Origin of the sequence: Arenibacter sp. 6A1, assembly GCF_012272855.1 — a bacterium.
In the GTDB taxonomy this organism is placed as follows: domain Bacteria; phylum Bacteroidota; class Bacteroidia; order Flavobacteriales; family Flavobacteriaceae; genus Arenibacter.
The window spans coordinates 245583-260497 of sequence record NZ_JAAXCQ010000005.1 but is presented as its reverse complement, the minus strand read 5'-3'; the positions used below and the strand labels follow the sequence as shown (position 1 = coordinate 260497).

17 protein-coding genes are annotated in these 14915 nt (G+C 38.3%); 8 read left to right on the top strand and 9 right to left on the bottom strand.

The features are described 5' to 3' along the window. Positions 1-31: 31 nt before the first annotated feature. Positions 32-667, bottom strand: a complete 636-nt coding sequence (locus HCG49_RS06445; protein ID WP_168468716.1) for a 4'-phosphopantetheinyl transferase family protein — start codon at positions 665-667, stop codon at positions 32-34. A gap of 170 nt (positions 668-837) precedes the next feature. Here HCG49_RS06445 and ahcY point away from each other — a divergent pair, with 170 nt between their 5' ends. Next, entirely contained in the window at positions 838-2154 is a 1317-nt protein-coding gene (ahcY, locus tag HCG49_RS06440; protein WP_072765148.1) for an adenosylhomocysteinase, read from the top strand. A gap of 149 nt (positions 2155-2303) precedes the next feature. Then, entirely contained in the window at positions 2304-3407 is a 1104-nt protein-coding gene (locus tag HCG49_RS06435) for an SDR family oxidoreductase (protein ID WP_168468715.1), read from the top strand. A gap of 64 nt (positions 3408-3471) precedes the next feature. On the opposite strand, the gene HCG49_RS06430 is transcribed toward HCG49_RS06435, so the two are convergent. From HCG49_RS06430 to HCG49_RS06415, 4 genes are all read right to left on the bottom strand, one after another. Beyond that, positions 3472-4056: a DUF3332 domain-containing protein gene (locus HCG49_RS06430; protein ID WP_168468714.1), complete on the bottom strand. Its 585-nt coding sequence runs from the start codon at positions 4054-4056 to the stop codon at positions 3472-3474. Positions 4057-4245: 189 nt separating this feature from the next. Next, positions 4246-4506, bottom strand: a complete 261-nt coding sequence (gene rpmA, locus HCG49_RS06425; protein ID WP_072765151.1) for a 50S ribosomal protein L27 — start codon at positions 4504-4506, stop codon at positions 4246-4248. 21 nt (positions 4507-4527) lie between these two features. Next, complete coding sequence (gene rplU / locus HCG49_RS06420) at positions 4528-5007, bottom strand: 50S ribosomal protein L21 (RefSeq protein WP_168468713.1); 480 nt, start codon at positions 5005-5007, stop codon at positions 4528-4530. 102 nt (positions 5008-5109) lie between these two features. Then, positions 5110-5565, bottom strand: coding sequence for a DUF4199 domain-containing protein (locus tag HCG49_RS06415; RefSeq protein ID WP_168468712.1), 456 nt, complete (start codon positions 5563-5565; stop codon positions 5110-5112). Positions 5566-6051: 486 nt separating this feature from the next. On the opposite strand from HCG49_RS06415, the gene HCG49_RS06410 reads away from it, so the two are divergent. Then, positions 6052-6459: a hypothetical protein gene (locus tag HCG49_RS06410; protein WP_168468711.1), complete on the top strand. Its 408-nt coding sequence runs from the start codon at positions 6052-6054 to the stop codon at positions 6457-6459. A 326-nt stretch (positions 6460-6785) separates the two neighbouring features. Here HCG49_RS06410 and gldD read toward each other — a convergent pair whose 3' ends face one another. The 4 genes from gldD to mutY are packed head-to-tail and all read right to left on the bottom strand — an operon-like array spanning position 6786 to position 10205. Further along, on the bottom strand, positions 6786-7349 hold the full coding sequence (gene gldD, locus HCG49_RS06405; protein ID WP_168468710.1) for a gliding motility lipoprotein GldD: 564 nt from the start codon (positions 7347-7349) through the stop codon (positions 6786-6788). Beyond that, positions 7339-8667: a gliding motility-associated protein GldE gene (locus HCG49_RS06400; protein ID WP_168468709.1), complete on the bottom strand. Its 1329-nt coding sequence runs from the start codon at positions 8665-8667 to the stop codon at positions 7339-7341. Before HCG49_RS06400 ends, gldD begins: the two co-directional genes overlap by 11 nt. Positions 8668-8693: 26 nt before the next feature. Then, entirely contained in the window at positions 8694-9143 is a 450-nt protein-coding gene (locus HCG49_RS06395; protein WP_168468708.1) for a single-stranded DNA-binding protein, read from the bottom strand. Between the two features lie 24 nt (positions 9144-9167). After that, on the bottom strand, positions 9168-10205 hold the full coding sequence (mutY, locus tag HCG49_RS06390) for an A/G-specific adenine glycosylase (protein WP_168468707.1): 1038 nt from the start codon (positions 10203-10205) through the stop codon (positions 9168-9170). Between the two features lie 128 nt (positions 10206-10333). Here mutY and HCG49_RS06385 point away from each other — a divergent pair, with 128 nt between their 5' ends. The 5 genes from HCG49_RS06385 (at position 10334) to HCG49_RS06365 (ending at position 14845) form a co-directional block, all read left to right on the top strand. Continuing rightward, positions 10334-10624 (top strand): HU family DNA-binding protein, encoded by a 291-nt coding sequence (locus HCG49_RS06385; RefSeq protein ID WP_072765164.1) that lies wholly within the window; start codon positions 10334-10336, stop codon positions 10622-10624. A 276-nt stretch (positions 10625-10900) separates the two neighbouring features. Next, positions 10901-12448, top strand: coding sequence for an Rne/Rng family ribonuclease (locus HCG49_RS06380; RefSeq protein WP_168468706.1), 1548 nt, complete (start codon positions 10901-10903; stop codon positions 12446-12448). Positions 12449-12952: 504 nt separating this feature from the next. Then, a complete protein-coding gene (locus HCG49_RS06375; protein WP_168468705.1) occupies positions 12953-13252 on the top strand; it encodes a hypothetical protein in 300 nt (99 codons plus the stop codon). A gap of 492 nt (positions 13253-13744) precedes the next feature. After that, positions 13745-14047, top strand: coding sequence for a hypothetical protein (locus HCG49_RS06370; RefSeq protein ID WP_168468704.1), 303 nt, complete (start codon positions 13745-13747; stop codon positions 14045-14047). A gap of 486 nt (positions 14048-14533) precedes the next feature. Continuing rightward, the gene (locus tag HCG49_RS06365) at positions 14534-14845 is read left to right on the top strand and encodes a hypothetical protein (RefSeq protein ID WP_168468703.1); all 312 of its coding nucleotides are present in this window, start codon (positions 14534-14536) and stop codon (positions 14843-14845) included. Positions 14846-14915 lie beyond the last annotated feature (70 nt).

Genomic DNA, 14915 nt, shown 5'->3' with positions numbered 1-14915 from the left:
AAAGGAGAAGGGGAGTGCCTTCCGAAATAATTTAAATCTTAATGGCGTACACACAGGTAAAGCCTTCAAATTCCAAGAATTTTATAGTGTATTCACTCGATTTTCCCTTGTAAAGGATGTTTCCTTTTGTTTCTGAGTCATCTGACAGGGAGAAATCTGTTATATCGATATGGTGTAAAAAACTAAGCCCGTGTTGAGAGTAAATTTTATAGAGCGATTCCTTGGCTCCCCAAACAATGGTGAGTTTCCTAATCAGGGCATCGTAATTTGCCACGGTTTTATATTCCTCTAAGGGAGTGTATTTACTAGCGATGCGAAGAATTTTTTCGCGTTGCATTTCTATATCTACCCCTACTTCTACATTGTCCGAAACAATGATGCCTGTAAATTCGTGCGAATGGGTAATAGAGATATACTTGCCGTTGGTAAGGTGTGGTTTCCCTGCTTCGTCATAATAGAGGTCATGGTCTACCAGTCCGACGGTGGCAAATAAATGCCGGATGCTTAAATACCCTTTTCGGTGAATTTCGGACTTCATGGACTTTAAGCGGTTCACGGAGTTTTCGGTCAAGGCAATGCCTTCCCGAAGTTGGTCTTCGGTTTCTTCAACTTTCCAAATCAGGATCTTAACATGAGATCCTTCTGTTATTGTTTTGTAAAGAGGCATTACTTTATTTAAGTTATTACTACCTTTGCAATTGCAAAAAAAGCAGTAATAGGTTTCTTAACGAAATTAAAAATAAAAAGGATATGAAATAAGAGAAAGATCAAATTTCTTTACATAGAAATTAGGATTACCTCTTTTTTGTTTCCGATAACATCAATAAAAACAAGCAGATGAGTACAAAAACTATTCCTTATGTACCCTACAAAGTAAAGGACATTACACTTGCCGATTGGGGAAGAAAAGAGATTGATTTGGCAGAGGCGGAAATGCCTGGTCTAATGTCATTACGAGAAGAATACAAAGATGAACAGCCGTTAAAAGGGGCTCGTATTGCAGGTTGTTTGCATATGACCATCCAAACAGCGGTTCTTATAGAAACTTTAGTAGCCTTGGGTGCCGAGGTAACTTGGAGTTCTTGTAATATATTTTCTACCCAAGACCAAGCGGCAGCCGCTATTGCTGCTGCGGGTATTCCTGTATATGCCTGGAAGGGGATGAGTGAAGAGGAATTTGATTGGGCTATTGAGCAAACCCTTTATTTTGGGGAAGACCGTAAGCCGTTGAACATGATCTTAGATGACGGTGGAGATCTTACCAATATGGTTCTTGATAAATACCCTGCTTTGGCAGAAGGTATTAAAGGGCTTTCTGAAGAAACCACCACTGGTGTTCACAGGTTGTACGAAAGAGTAAAAAAAGGTACTTTGCCAATGCCGGCGATCAATGTAAACGATTCTGTTACCAAATCTAAATTCGACAACAAATACGGATGTAGAGAAAGTGCTGTAGATGCTATTCGTAGAGCTACCGATACTATGCTTGCAGGAAAACGTGTGGTTGTTGCCGGGTACGGGGACGTAGGTAAAGGAACAGCAGCTTCTTTTAAAGGTGCCGGTTCTATTGTTACCGTTACTGAAATAGATCCTATTTGTGCGTTGCAAGCGGCAATGGACGGATTTGAGGTAAAGAAAATGGAGACCGTTGTTGGTAATGCCGATATCGTGATTACTACTACCGGAAATAAAGATATTATTCAGTCGCAGCACTTTAAGGCGATGAAGGATAAGGTCATCGTTTGTAACATTGGTCATTTTGACAATGAAATAGACATGGGATGGTTGAACAAAAATTACGGCTATACCAAGGATGAAATTAAGCCTCAGGTTGATAAATACACTATCGACGGAAAAGATGTGATTGTTTTGGCCGAAGGTAGATTGGTGAACCTAGGATGTGCTACCGGTCATCCAAGTTTTGTAATGAGTAACTCTTTTACCAACCAAACATTGGCTCAGATTGAGTTGTGGAACTACAGCGATAAATATAAGAATGATGTATATATGCTTCCTAAGCATTTAGATGAGAAGGTAGCACAATTGCACCTTGCTCGTTTAGGAGTAGAATTGGAAACCTTACGTCCGGAACAAGCCGAGTATATCGGAGTTACGGTAGAAGGGCCATTTAAGCCAGACTACTATAGATACTAAATATAGCGCTTAGGCGTCTTAGCAGAAAATCCCTTATGTTGATTCATAGGGGATTTTCTTATTTTTAAAGGATCGCAAAAGAAGCGATGGGCAGGCCGTCACAAGGGAAGGAGCCCCGTATTACCACTAAATAAAACCTAAGAATTTTAATGAATATAATTTTAACCGGAGCTACAGGTACTTTAGGGTCTAGAGTACTGTTTTCCCTTTTGGAAATGAAGTTTGAGCGTATTGAAAAAATATACTTGCCTGTTCGGAACAAGAAACGATTAACGCCACAAGAAAGAATATCCAATATGTTCCGCAGTGAGTATGCGCCGGAATTTATTAAAAATAATATGGAGGCCGTACTTCGCAAGATATCGGTTATCGATGCGGATCGACTTTTGGAACCCGAGACATTTTTAGAGGGCGTACGGATTGATTATTTTGTGCATTCTGCCGGTTATGTAAATCTTTCTACCCATATCGCTGCCAAGGAAGAGATATTTAGGGAAAACCTAGAATTCACCAAAAGCATTTTTAAGGCCTATGTAGGCCATATTGCTAAGTTTGTATATATAAGCACCGCATTCGCTATCGGTGATGCTGGGGGGCTTTTAGGGAATAACTACGGCCTAAACGACGGTCTTAGGTATCGCAATTATTATGAGGCCTCCAAACATGCTAGCGAAAGGTTTTTGTTGGAAGAAGGGAAAAAATGCCAGATTCCGATTCAGATTTTGCGACCAAGTGTATTGGGAGGGAATATTAGCGAAGCGCCCAATTATTTTATTTCAAAATATATGGTCTTCTATCTGTTTGCCAAGTTTTTCCACGATAGGGATCAAAAAGAAGCTATACGGATCAGTGCCGGTATCGGTAGCGGATTAAATATTATCCCGACAGACTATGCCGCCAAGGTAATCGTAAAAGTATTGGATCGCGATATTGAGGAATTAAACATTGTTCATTCCCAGGACACCAATCTTATAAGGGGGATGTCTAAAATATTTGATGTAGTAGGATTTACGAATTTTAGTTTTACCCAAGAGTCCATAGAGGCATTAGGTGGCTTTAAATCGGCTCTAGAAAAGTTTTATTACGAGACCATAGGGGTGCATTTGCATCCTTACCTTACTTCTAGGCCCAATGAATGGGATACGGAACTGCTAGAGAGTATTTTGCCTATTCCTGATTATAATATAGAAGACTACTTGTCCAAAACCGTAAGCTTTGCAAAAAGCAATAGCTTTAGGAGTCAAAACTGGTAATGAGAATGGTACGGGGGCAATAGGATGTTTACAGTTATTCTATTGCCCGGTCATACCATTTTTATTAATACCCTAAAGCCTGCATTCCGGCAGCTGTATAGCAGTCCGAATGTTCTTTTAATAGGGCGAGTCCTTCTTCCTTGCTTTGCATTGGGTTTATTTTAATTGATTCCCCATCTGGGGTATACACAAAATAAAAGCCTTCTTTAAAGGACGAAAGTTTAATTATTTCCCCATTGGGTTTTATGGCGTTCCAAGACTTTTCGTGTGGTCTGTAGAGAAGATCTACTTTTTGGCCTTTTTTAGGACCGTCTAGCACGTTTATTTCCAATCTGTTTTTGGTAGCCACCATTTTAATGGTGTTGCCGTCCTGTTCTACGACCTGCTCTTCCGATTCCCCGTCTTCCATGGCGATAGGGTTAGACCCTGACCAGAATTCGATGACGTTAAAGATCACTGCATCCCCAACAAAGAAAAGACCGTACACCGGAACAATGTTCAGTCCCCAGAAAATTAAGTTGTTTACAAACTTACTTTCGGAAACGTTCTGGTTCCATTCCTTTAGATTGTTAAAAGCCCCAAAAGATCCCAGGCAACTGGAAAATAGTAGGGATATACACAAAAAGCTACAAATGAATAATTTTTTCATGATACAATGGGTTTAATGGTTCTTTCTAAAATTACAAAATTTAGGGCTAGGATGCATTCCATAAGATGGTATAAATGAAGCCAATGGTCTTGTTTATGCTGATTAAAAGGGCGCAGGGGTTATTTTTGGGCATAAAAAAACCCTTTCTGAAAACAGAAAGGGTTTTTTATATTTTAAAGAATGTGCTTATTAAGCTTCAAATGGCTCAATGGAAACATAAGATTTTCCTCCAGCTTTCTTTTGGAACTTCACAAGACCATCAACTTTAGCGTGTAAAGTGTGATCTTTTCCAGCGTAAACATTTTCACCTGGATTGTGTTTTGTACCACGTTGTCTTACGATGATATTTCCAGCAATAGCAGCTTGACCACCAAAAATCTTAACGCCTAATCGTTTCGATTCTGATTCTCTACCGTTCTTGGAACTACCAACACCTTTTTTGTGTGCCATGATATATTATTTTAGTTCTAGTTATTTACTTAAAGCGGCAATTAATTCAGCTTTCTTCATTGAAGAGTACCCTTCAAGACCTTGAGCTTTTGCCATCTCTCTTAGTTCAGCAACCGTATTATCGCTTAAATCGTTAGAAGCTTTAGCTTCTTCTTTTTTAGCGGCAGGTTTGGCCTCTTTTTTAGCTCCTGAAGCACTGATGCTTTCAATAACTAATTCAGTCAAATACTGACGGTGACCGTTTTTCTTTTTGTAACCTTTACGTCTTTTCTTTTTAAAGACAATTACTTTTTCACCTTTAAGGTGTTTAATGACTTTGGCCTCAACAGTGGCTCCGTCTATAGCGGGGGCGCCTACAGTAATGTTACTACCATCTTCCAACAAAAGAACGTTATCAAAAGTAACATTGCTACCTTCTTCGTTTTGTAAACGGTGAACATACACTTTTTGGTCTTTCGCAACTTTAAATTGCTGCCCTGCTATCTCTACAATTGCGTACATAGCTTGTGTGTTTATTATATGTTAAATGAACAAGCCTAATTTTACATAGGCGGCTGCAAATATACTTCTAAATCCTTAAACCACAAGCGATTTTTAAGAATTTTAAGCCGATTTTTGGTTTAGGTTCTTGGAAGTCTTAAATAACTGCATAAAAGCTAGGGTCAAAACCAAGGTGGTTGCAAAGCCCATGGTGGCCACGGTGAAAAATATACTGCCTTCTAAAGTGTCGTAATCCGAAAACCAGACTTTTGATAATTCCTTTAAAAATTGGGTGTTTATTTCGGTGGCATACAAGGCGAAGAAAAACGTAAAAATTATCGTAGCGATGGCCCCAGTGACAATGCCAGCAGTAAACCCTATACCGTAATTAAAAGCTACTCCTTTTTTTATCCTGAAATATTTAATGGATTCGTAAATGCCAAAACCAGTGATAACGCCATTGAAAAGACTATATAATACGTTGGTGTGTAGTCCAAAAAGCGATAAAATTAAGAAATAAGCAATTAGAGAGCCGCTAGTAGCAACGCCAAACCTAATTGGTAGTGCAAATTCTTTCATATCTTTAAAGTTTTAGGTTATGGATGCATTTAAATTACATTTTTTTTATGATTTATTTGTATAAATTAACAAGAAATAGAAATTGTCAGGCAATTTTTATTAATATGACTGCTTTTAAGCGATTTCTGTTCCGGTGGTCGATGAAATTAGACTATTAAAAGTAAGGGAGAATACCCTCTGTTTGTACTTCCATAAAGGAGCTTCTTTTAAAAGATGGTTTTGCTTTTTTAAAAAATTCCGACCCTTTCTGAATGTTCTGTGTATTACTTGTTTAAATGAGAATGTGTACGCCTAATAGGGCCTTTGTAAAGACGGTATGGTAATTCTTTATCTTATCCGCTAATGTTTAAGAACGCCATAAATTTAACATAGAATGTATGATGTTTTTAAGCTTATAAGTATCTTTATCCCTTGTATTAAGAGTACTTATTAATTGTAAGTATTCGTTTCGCACGGATTTTTAATATTACACTAACCTTATATATAATGATTAAAAAATCTTTTCTGTTGTTCGCAATGCTTTTAATAGCCATTTCATTCTCGTGTAAGGAGGAGGAATCTAAAACTCAAATGCAAAATGTAATTGCGGTACATGACGAAGTAATGCCAAAGATGGGTACTATTAGTCAACTGATATCCCAATTAGAGGAACGTAGCATGGAGGACCATACGTATATGCTGGCAAAAAAAGACTTGGAATTGGCTCATAAAGCCATGATGGATTGGATGAAAGGTTTTAGCGAACGCTTTAGTCCCAACGAGATAATGAAGGGGCAAGAACTTAGCGAAGAAAAGCAACAGTGGTTAGATGAAGAGGAGGTTAAAGTAAATGCTCTTAAGGAACAAATGAATTCTAGTATAGAAAAAGCACAGCAATTACTCCAAAAGGAATAATCTTTTTGATGTTTGATAAAGTTGCTTTCTTTGTCCAAACGGCTTCTTAAATACCTCTTTCATATTAGAAAGGGGTATTTTTTTGCGTTAGGGATAGCGGCGGCATCCCCGCAGCGGAGCGAGGGATATAGCCAATAGCCCGACCGACGAAGGAGGGAACGCCCCAATTAGAATGTTACACGTTATAAGGTTTAGGAGGTGTTTGGCGTAATCAATGGACTCCTATATTTTTGGTACCCAGTATTATGCCTTCGTGGGCTCGCCAAAGCCCGTGGGGGATTTAAAGGGTGCTTAAAAACGGAAGCTGAATAAAAAGGAAGCGGTTTTTAGGGTTGCTCTTTCCATTGTAGGCTTTCCATAATTTTTCTAATATCCTTTTGCAAGTACGCGGCGGCCGGGAGGATGGAATCGTAATTGGGCTTGGCATTAAAATATAAGGATCCGGTCAAAAAATGCTGTAGGCTATCGGTTGCGTAAAACTGCGATTGGGAAGCGGCATTGCCTTTAACCTCATAGTACATGCCATACACCTTATCGGTATCATTGACAAAAAGTTTTTCTAGGATGCCATCGGCCTTCATCACATGTTCGTAACTTAATTTTTGGGCATCGGTCAGTAATTTTTCCAAATTCCCGTCAACTTTTTTATAGGTGATAAAAATAGCACCATTTAACCTGGGGTAATTGATGGTGATGGAATTTAGGTCGTTAGATTTTACCTTTTCTACACCGGTATGCCTAAATTCGAAATGTGGGGTTGCCAACTGTTTTTCTCCTGTCTCCGGATATTCTAAGCGCAACATGGCCTTAGGTTTGGGCAATGTGTCTTCTTGGCACGAGAGGGCCGTGAAACTTATAAGAACCGAAAGGAACAGGGCGTTAAATTTCATTGGGAAGGGTTATTTTTATTAGTTTTAAGCGTTTTTTGTCCAAGCTTTCCACGGTAAACAAATAATTGTTAAAAGCAACTTGCTCCCCCATTTTAGGGAACCCGCCGGCTATTTCCAGGACAAAACCTGCAATAGTTTCCGATTCGCCCTTTTTATCCTCAAATTCGTTCTCGTCTTCAATATTGGCTACCTTATAGAAGTCCCTTAAGGCAGTTTTACCATCAAAAACAAAGTTAAACTCGTCTAATTTAGAAAAGTTAAGGTCTTCATCATCAAATTCGTCACTAATATCCCCGACAATCTCCTCTATAATATCTTCTAAGGTAACAATGCCCGAGGTGCCCCCGTATTCATCGACTACAATGGCCAAATGGTTCTTTTTTGTCTGAAACTCTAACAGTAGATCATCGAGTTTTTTATTTTCTGGCACAAAATAGGGTTCCCTGATCAGGGACATCCAATTAAACGTCTTTCGGTCTATATAAGGAAGAAGATCTTTCACGTAGAGCACCCCTAGAACATTGTCCATATTTTCGGAATAGACCGGAATTCTAGAGTAGCCGTGTTTTTTAATCTCATGTAATACATCGGTAAACTTTAAGTCAGAACTAAGGGCAAAAATATCTAATCGAGGGCGCATTACCTGTTTGGTATCCGTATTTCCAAAGTTAACGATGCCTTCCAAGATCTTTTGCTCTTCCTTAGTAGTGTCGCCTTCAGAGGTGAGTTCCAGGGCCTGTGACAAATGGTCTACGCTGATGTTCGATTTTTGCTTTCCGAGCTTATTGTACAGGTAAATAGTAGCCGATCGCATAGGAAGACTCAAAGGTGAAAAGATAAAATCTAATACCTTAAGCGGAAAGGCCATGAAAAAGGAAAAAGTATGCCTGTTTCTATTGGCGTATACCTTGGGTAAAATTTCGCCGAACATGAGGATCAGGAAGGTCACCACGACAACTTCCAATAAAAAGCGAACAGAAACAATACCTAAAATGGTATACGATAAGCCTTGGAACAGGGTGTCTCCGATAGCGTTGAACAAGAGTACAATCCCTATGTTAATAGAGTTGTTGGCAATTAAAATGGTTGCCAGCAATTTTTTTGGTCTGTCCAAAAGTTGAACAATAATGTTTCCTTTAGCAGATTTTTTCTCTTCTATTTCGTTTACCTCGGTCTGAGAAAGGCCAAAGAAGGCTACTTCGGCTCCCGATATTAATGCAGAGCATACTAGAAGAATAAAAAGGATTACAATTTTTAACGTTAATGCGCCGTCAATTGCAATGAAATTTAACGGTAAACTGAGGGGGTCTGGGTCCAATAGTTAGAATTTAATATTTATTTTATTTAAAAAGGCAAATCGTCTTCCTCTAAAGAAGATGGTCTTTTGGCCGCATCAGAGGCGCCTTGGTCTTGTCGTTGGTTCGGGTTGGCTTGGTTGGCATTAGAGCTGCCATCATTTTTGGTGGAAAGGAAGGTAAAATCCTGAACATGTACTTCGGTAGCATAACGGGTAGTACCGTCTTCCCCTTGCCACTGGCGGTTCTTTAAGCGACCTTCTACATATACCTTATCGCCTTTGCTCAGATATTTTTCACATATTTCGGCGGCCTTGTTGCGTACCACAATATTGTGCCAGTCCGTATTGGTGACTCTTTCTCCGGTTTGTTTATTGGTATAGGTTTCGTTGGTGGCCAAAGGAAATCTGCCGATGCAATTCCCACCCTCAAAATAATGGACCTTTACTTCGTCTCCTAAATGACCAATTAGCATTACTTTATTTAATGTTCCGCTCATAGTGTATATATTATTTCAAAAATACTAAATTTTAAACGTATTTATAAAATCTGCAATTAAAACTGGAACTGGATATTCCGGAAGTGTGGACAAAGGTACTCCGTTTTCTAGAATAGTCGTGGTGCTCACAATCCAAAACTTGGTATGTAAATGCTGGTGCGACAGTTTATGGACGATATTTTTATCATTATATAGGTATACTTCTGCGTCCTCTTGTACGCCTAAAAGCTCGGGTGCGCTCTTAGAAACCTCAGGAAGGGCCACCTCCTGGTCGGACTCCAATAAAGGAAACTCGTATAATTGTCTCCATATGCCATTTCCGGTGCGTTGCTGTACCAGGGTTTGGTTGTTGGCATCGACCACTACCAGATAATTAAAGTAGCGATGCTTGACTTTCGTTTTTTTCAATTTTACGGGCAGCGAACTAATGCTATCATTATTATAGGCGATACAGCTAATATTTAAGGGACAAGTTTGGCAGTCGGGTTTTTGGGGCGTGCATTGCAAGGCGCCAAATTCCATGATACCTTGATTATAATCGCGGATATTCTTTGGGGCCATGACCTTTATGGCCAATTTTTTAAACTCCTTGATCCCTTCTGGCGAATTTATAGGTAAATCCATTCCGTAATAGCGGGAAAGGACCCTATATACGTTTCCGTCTACAACCGGTACTGCTTCGTTAAAACAGATAGAAGCAATGGCACTGGCCGTATAATCGCCCACACCTTTAAGTGTTAAAAGTTCTTTATATGTATTAGGAAAATTACCGCCATATTTTTCTACAACTATCTTTGCGGTAGCATGTAAATTACGTGCCCGGGAATAATATCCTAAGCCTTGCCATAATTTTAACACCACTTCTTCATCGGCATTTGCTAAATCTTCGACTTTTGGAAAGGCAGAAATAAACTTGTGATAATAAGGGGTTCCTTGTGCTACCCGAGTCTGTTGAAGCATTATTTCTGACAGCCAAATGCGGTAAGGGTCAAGGGTGTTACGCCATGGCAACGCCCTTTTATTTGTGCCGTACCAGGCAAGAATTATATTTGAAAAAACCATCTACTTTTCTATAAAATGCAAAAGTAATGGTTTACCTAGTTAAAATTAAGTTCTTTAGAAGGGAAAGATAGAATTTAATTCATATATTTGCGTCCCGAAAAAAACACTTTGAAATCTATTTAGTTAAAATGACGAAAGCGGAAATTGTAACGAGAATCTCAGAAAAACTGGGAATTGAAAAAGGAGATGTACAAGCAACTGTGGAATCTTTCATGGATGAGGTAAAAACGTCCTTAGAGAATGGCGATAACGTATACCTAAGAGGATTTGGCAGTTTTATCATTAAGACACGCGCTGAAAAAACTGGTAGAAATATATCCAAAAACACTACCATAAAAATACCTGCCCATAACATTCCCGCTTTTAAACCTGCGAAGGTTTTTGTAGAAGGTGTTAAGAGCAACGTTCAAGTTAAATAAAACTAGTATTAACCCTTAAAATATAACTTTATGCCAAGCGGTAAGAAAAGAAAAAGACATAAGGTAGCTACCCACAAGCGCAAGAAGCGTAGGAGAGCTAACCGACACAAGAAAAAGTAGTTTTTAAAACTACTTTTTCTTTTTATACGTTCCTTGACATAGAAATTCGTAGCCGAATTTCCACGGGTTTAAAACAACCTGTACAACTTATTGTTTAATCATTTGTCCCTTCTCGATAGCTATCGAGAACCAAGGGGTGAATATAAATTAATTCAGGTGAATAGAGAATTAATCGTAAGATCTAGTTCTGAAGCCGTTGATTTTGCCCTGCTAAAGGATGGAAAACTCACTGAATTATACAAAGAAGAAGATAGTAACGACTTTGCCGTCGGCGATATTTTAATTGCCAAGGTAAGAAAGCCGGTCACTGGACTCAATGCCGCGTTCGTAAATGTAGGGTATGAAAAAGATGCTTTTCTACATTACCACGATTTAGGACCGCAGCTAGCTTCAATGTTGAAATTCATAAAAAAAGTTAGTACTGGAAAATTAAAAGATTATTCTTTAAAAGATTTTCAGTTTGAAGAAGATATTGACAAAAACGGTAGCATCGGCGATGCTATTAAAGTCAACCAGTCACTATTGGTTCAAATAGTTAAAGAACCCATTTCTACGAAAGGACCGCGAATTAGCTCCGAGCTTTCCATAGCCGGCCGCTACTTGGTAATGGTCCCTTTTTCTGACCGTGTTTCGGTGTCTCAAAAAATTGAGAGTAAAGAAGAAAAAGACAGGTTAAAAAGACTGGTAAGAAGTATTAAGCCTAAAGGGTTTGGCGTAATTATCCGAACCGTAGCAGAGGGAAAAAAAGTAGCTGAATTAGACAAAGATTTACAGAATTTACTGAACAAATGGACAGTAATGTGTAAAAAGCTCCAAAAAGCACCGCATCCATCCAAAGTATTGGTAGAACTCAATAGAGCTTCATCGATCCTTAGAGATGTATTTAATGATTCCTATACAGGGATTCATGTAGATGACGAAACGCTTTATGAGCAAATTAAAGATTACGTGCATGAAATTGCACCGGAAAAAGAATCTATTGTAAAGTTGTATAATTCTTCCGTTCCCATTTTTGAAAAATTTGGGATAGAACGACAGATTAAAACTTCTTTTGGGCGTACTGCTTCCATGAGTAAAGGAGCCTATTTAATTATTGAACATACCGAAGCCTTACACGTAATAGACGTCAACAGCGGGAATCGTTCCAATAAGGCCAAAAATCAGGAAGACACAGCCCTTGAAGTAAATTTATTGGCCGCCACAGAAATTGCCAGGCAATTACGCTTACGCGATATGGGAGGAATTATCGTAGTCGATTTTATCGATATGGGCAAAGGCGAGCATAGAAAAAAGCTTTTTGATCATCTTAGGGATGAAATGAAAGACGATAGAGCCAAACATAAAATACTGCCTCCGAGTAAGTTTGGGCTTATACAAATTACAAGACAACGGGTAAGGCCCGAAATGAACATTAAAACAAGTGAGGAAAATCCTAACGGCACTAGCCAAGAGGTAGAAGCCCCAATTGTTCTTATAGACAAGATAATTGCCGATCTTGAAAAACTTTTAAAAGGTCCGGCTAAGGATAATGGAATTACTTTAAACATTCATCCTTTTATTGCAGCCTATTTAACCTCAGGCTTCCCTTCCATTAGATTTAAATGGTTTATGGAACATAAGAAATGGGTTAAAATACAACCGAGAGATGCTTATACATATCTCGAATACCGTTTTAAAGACAATGACGGTAAAACAATATATTAAAAAATTTTAAAAAGCGATTTCCTAAAAGGGGATCGCTTTTTTTTTGCGCCATACAGAACTGACAATGAGGTGTTTTATTTCCGCGGATTTCCGTCTTCCTACCTATGGGGCTATAAAAAAAGGACGCTATGTATTGCGTGCTCCATAAACATTAAAAATATCCATAACACCTGTAATATTATTTTGGGCGTTCCCTCCTACGTCGGGCGGGGCCTTCGCTATATCCCTTGCTCCGCTGCGGGGATGCCGCTGCGGTCCCTAACGCAAATATCAGCATTCCCAACACCTTGTCCTTTTTTCTTCTAGGGCAATGTATGCCTAAAAAGTGTGTAGATTTTACACAGTTTTACGGCCGTATACCCACTTTTTTACAATTCGTTTATTCTTTATAAAATCATTATATCCCTTATAAATAAGGGGTTAGGCGGTTCTTTTAAACCAGCCCCAATCTTGGTATTGTTTTTTCAATAGGTATTACAGGTTTAACTATTAAATATACGAATCATGAAAAAATTATTTATTGTAGCAGTAGTATCATTGGGATCATTGACCGCATTTGCTCAGGAAGTAGAAACAGAAACCGTTGTGGCCACTGAGGTAGTTTCACAGGACGAATTCTCTCAAATAGAAATCAGTGACCTGCCAGAAGCAGTAACCAAGGCAGTAGCAACAAATTTCCCATCAGCGAGCATTTCAAAAGCATACGTAAACAAAAAAGAACAATATAAAGTAGATCTAGCACTAGAAGATGGTACTTCTGCTAGTTTTATTGCCGATAAAAATGGTAATTGGATAGAAGAATAATAACAAATTGGGCATTTATATGCCTCCGATTAGTTGAAAAATCCCGTAAACGAGCACTCGTTTACGGGATTTTTTTTTATTATGATATTTTTTAAATCCCGCTAGCTTTCTGGTAGGTCTCTAAAATTTGGAACGCTACAATAGTATTATGCTACTTGGAACTTTATAGCTAATGAGTACAAATGTATTTAAACGCCTTAAAAGACCTTTTTCTATGCTCACAGGATACTTCTCTTGTGGCTGTTTTAGGAATCCAAAGGTGAGTTTATAACAGCCTCCATTCTTTTTCTTAGGGAGTGTTGCAGGAAAAAAGTGTGTAATGATTACACACTATTGGAGTCCACTACTCAGAAATACACAGTACTTTTATTTTAGTGAAAATTGCTAAGTCTCCTATATACAGGGGGTTGAATGGTTTTTTTAAGCAATGATCAATCTTGGTATTATATTTTCAATAGGTATAACAAGTTTAATCATTAAAATAAAAGAATCATGAAAAAATTATTTGTTATAGCAGTAGTATCATTGGGAACATTAACCGGATTTGCTCAGGAAGTAGAGACAGCAGAAGCTGTAGTGGCGACTGAGATGGTAGCACAGGACGAATACTCCGAAATAGAAATAAGTGCCTTGCCAGAAGCAGTAACCAAAGCCTTTGCAACAGCGCATCCAACAGCTACAATTTCAAAAGCATTTGTAAATAAAGAAGAGCAGTTTAAATTAGAGGTAGCTCTTGAGGATGGTACCTCAGCAACCTTATTTGCCGATAAACAAGGTAATTGGATTGAAGAATAATAACATGGGAGGCATTTAAGTCTCTAATATGTTGAAAAAGCAGGTAACCGATTCATCGGTTACCTGCTTTTTTTTATAGTAATTTTTAAATACCGATAGCTTTCATGTAAGATTCTAAAATTTAGACTTCTACAATAATACTATCCTTTTTTGCTACTTTATAACTAAAGAGAACGTATTCTTTTTATCGCCATAAAAGGCCTTTGAATATACGGATAGCTTACTGATCCTTGTGGGTGTTTTAGGAATCAGATGGAAGTTTAGAATATCCATTATCCCTTTTTTTAGTAAAGTGCTATAAGTACATAGTGTATAACGATTATACACTACGGGGGGCAACTACTCAAAAATACACAATGATCTTATTTGATTAAAAACAGCTAAGGCGGCTGTATAAGGGGGATGAGCAGATATTTGAAGCAATGATCAATCTTGGTATTATATTTTCAATAGCTATAACAAGTGTAATCATTAAATAAAAGAATCATGAAAAAATTATTTGTTGTAGCAGTAGTATCATTGGGAACATTAACCGGATTTGCTCAGGAAGCAACGGCAGAACAAGGAGCAGAAGTTGTAGTTGCTACCGAAGTAGTAGCACAGGACGAATACTCCGAAATAGAAATAAGTGCCTTGCCAGAAGCAGTGACCAATGCACTAGCTAAAGATCACCCGGCAGCGACCATTTCAAAAGCATATGTAAATGAAGAAGAGCAATTCAAATTAGAAGTAGCTCAGGAAGATGGTACCTCAGCAACCTTATTTGCCGATAAAGAAGGTAATTGGATTGAAGAATAATAACATGGGAGGCATTAAAGTCTCTAATATGTTGAAAAAGCAGGTAACCGATTCATCGTTTACCTGCTTT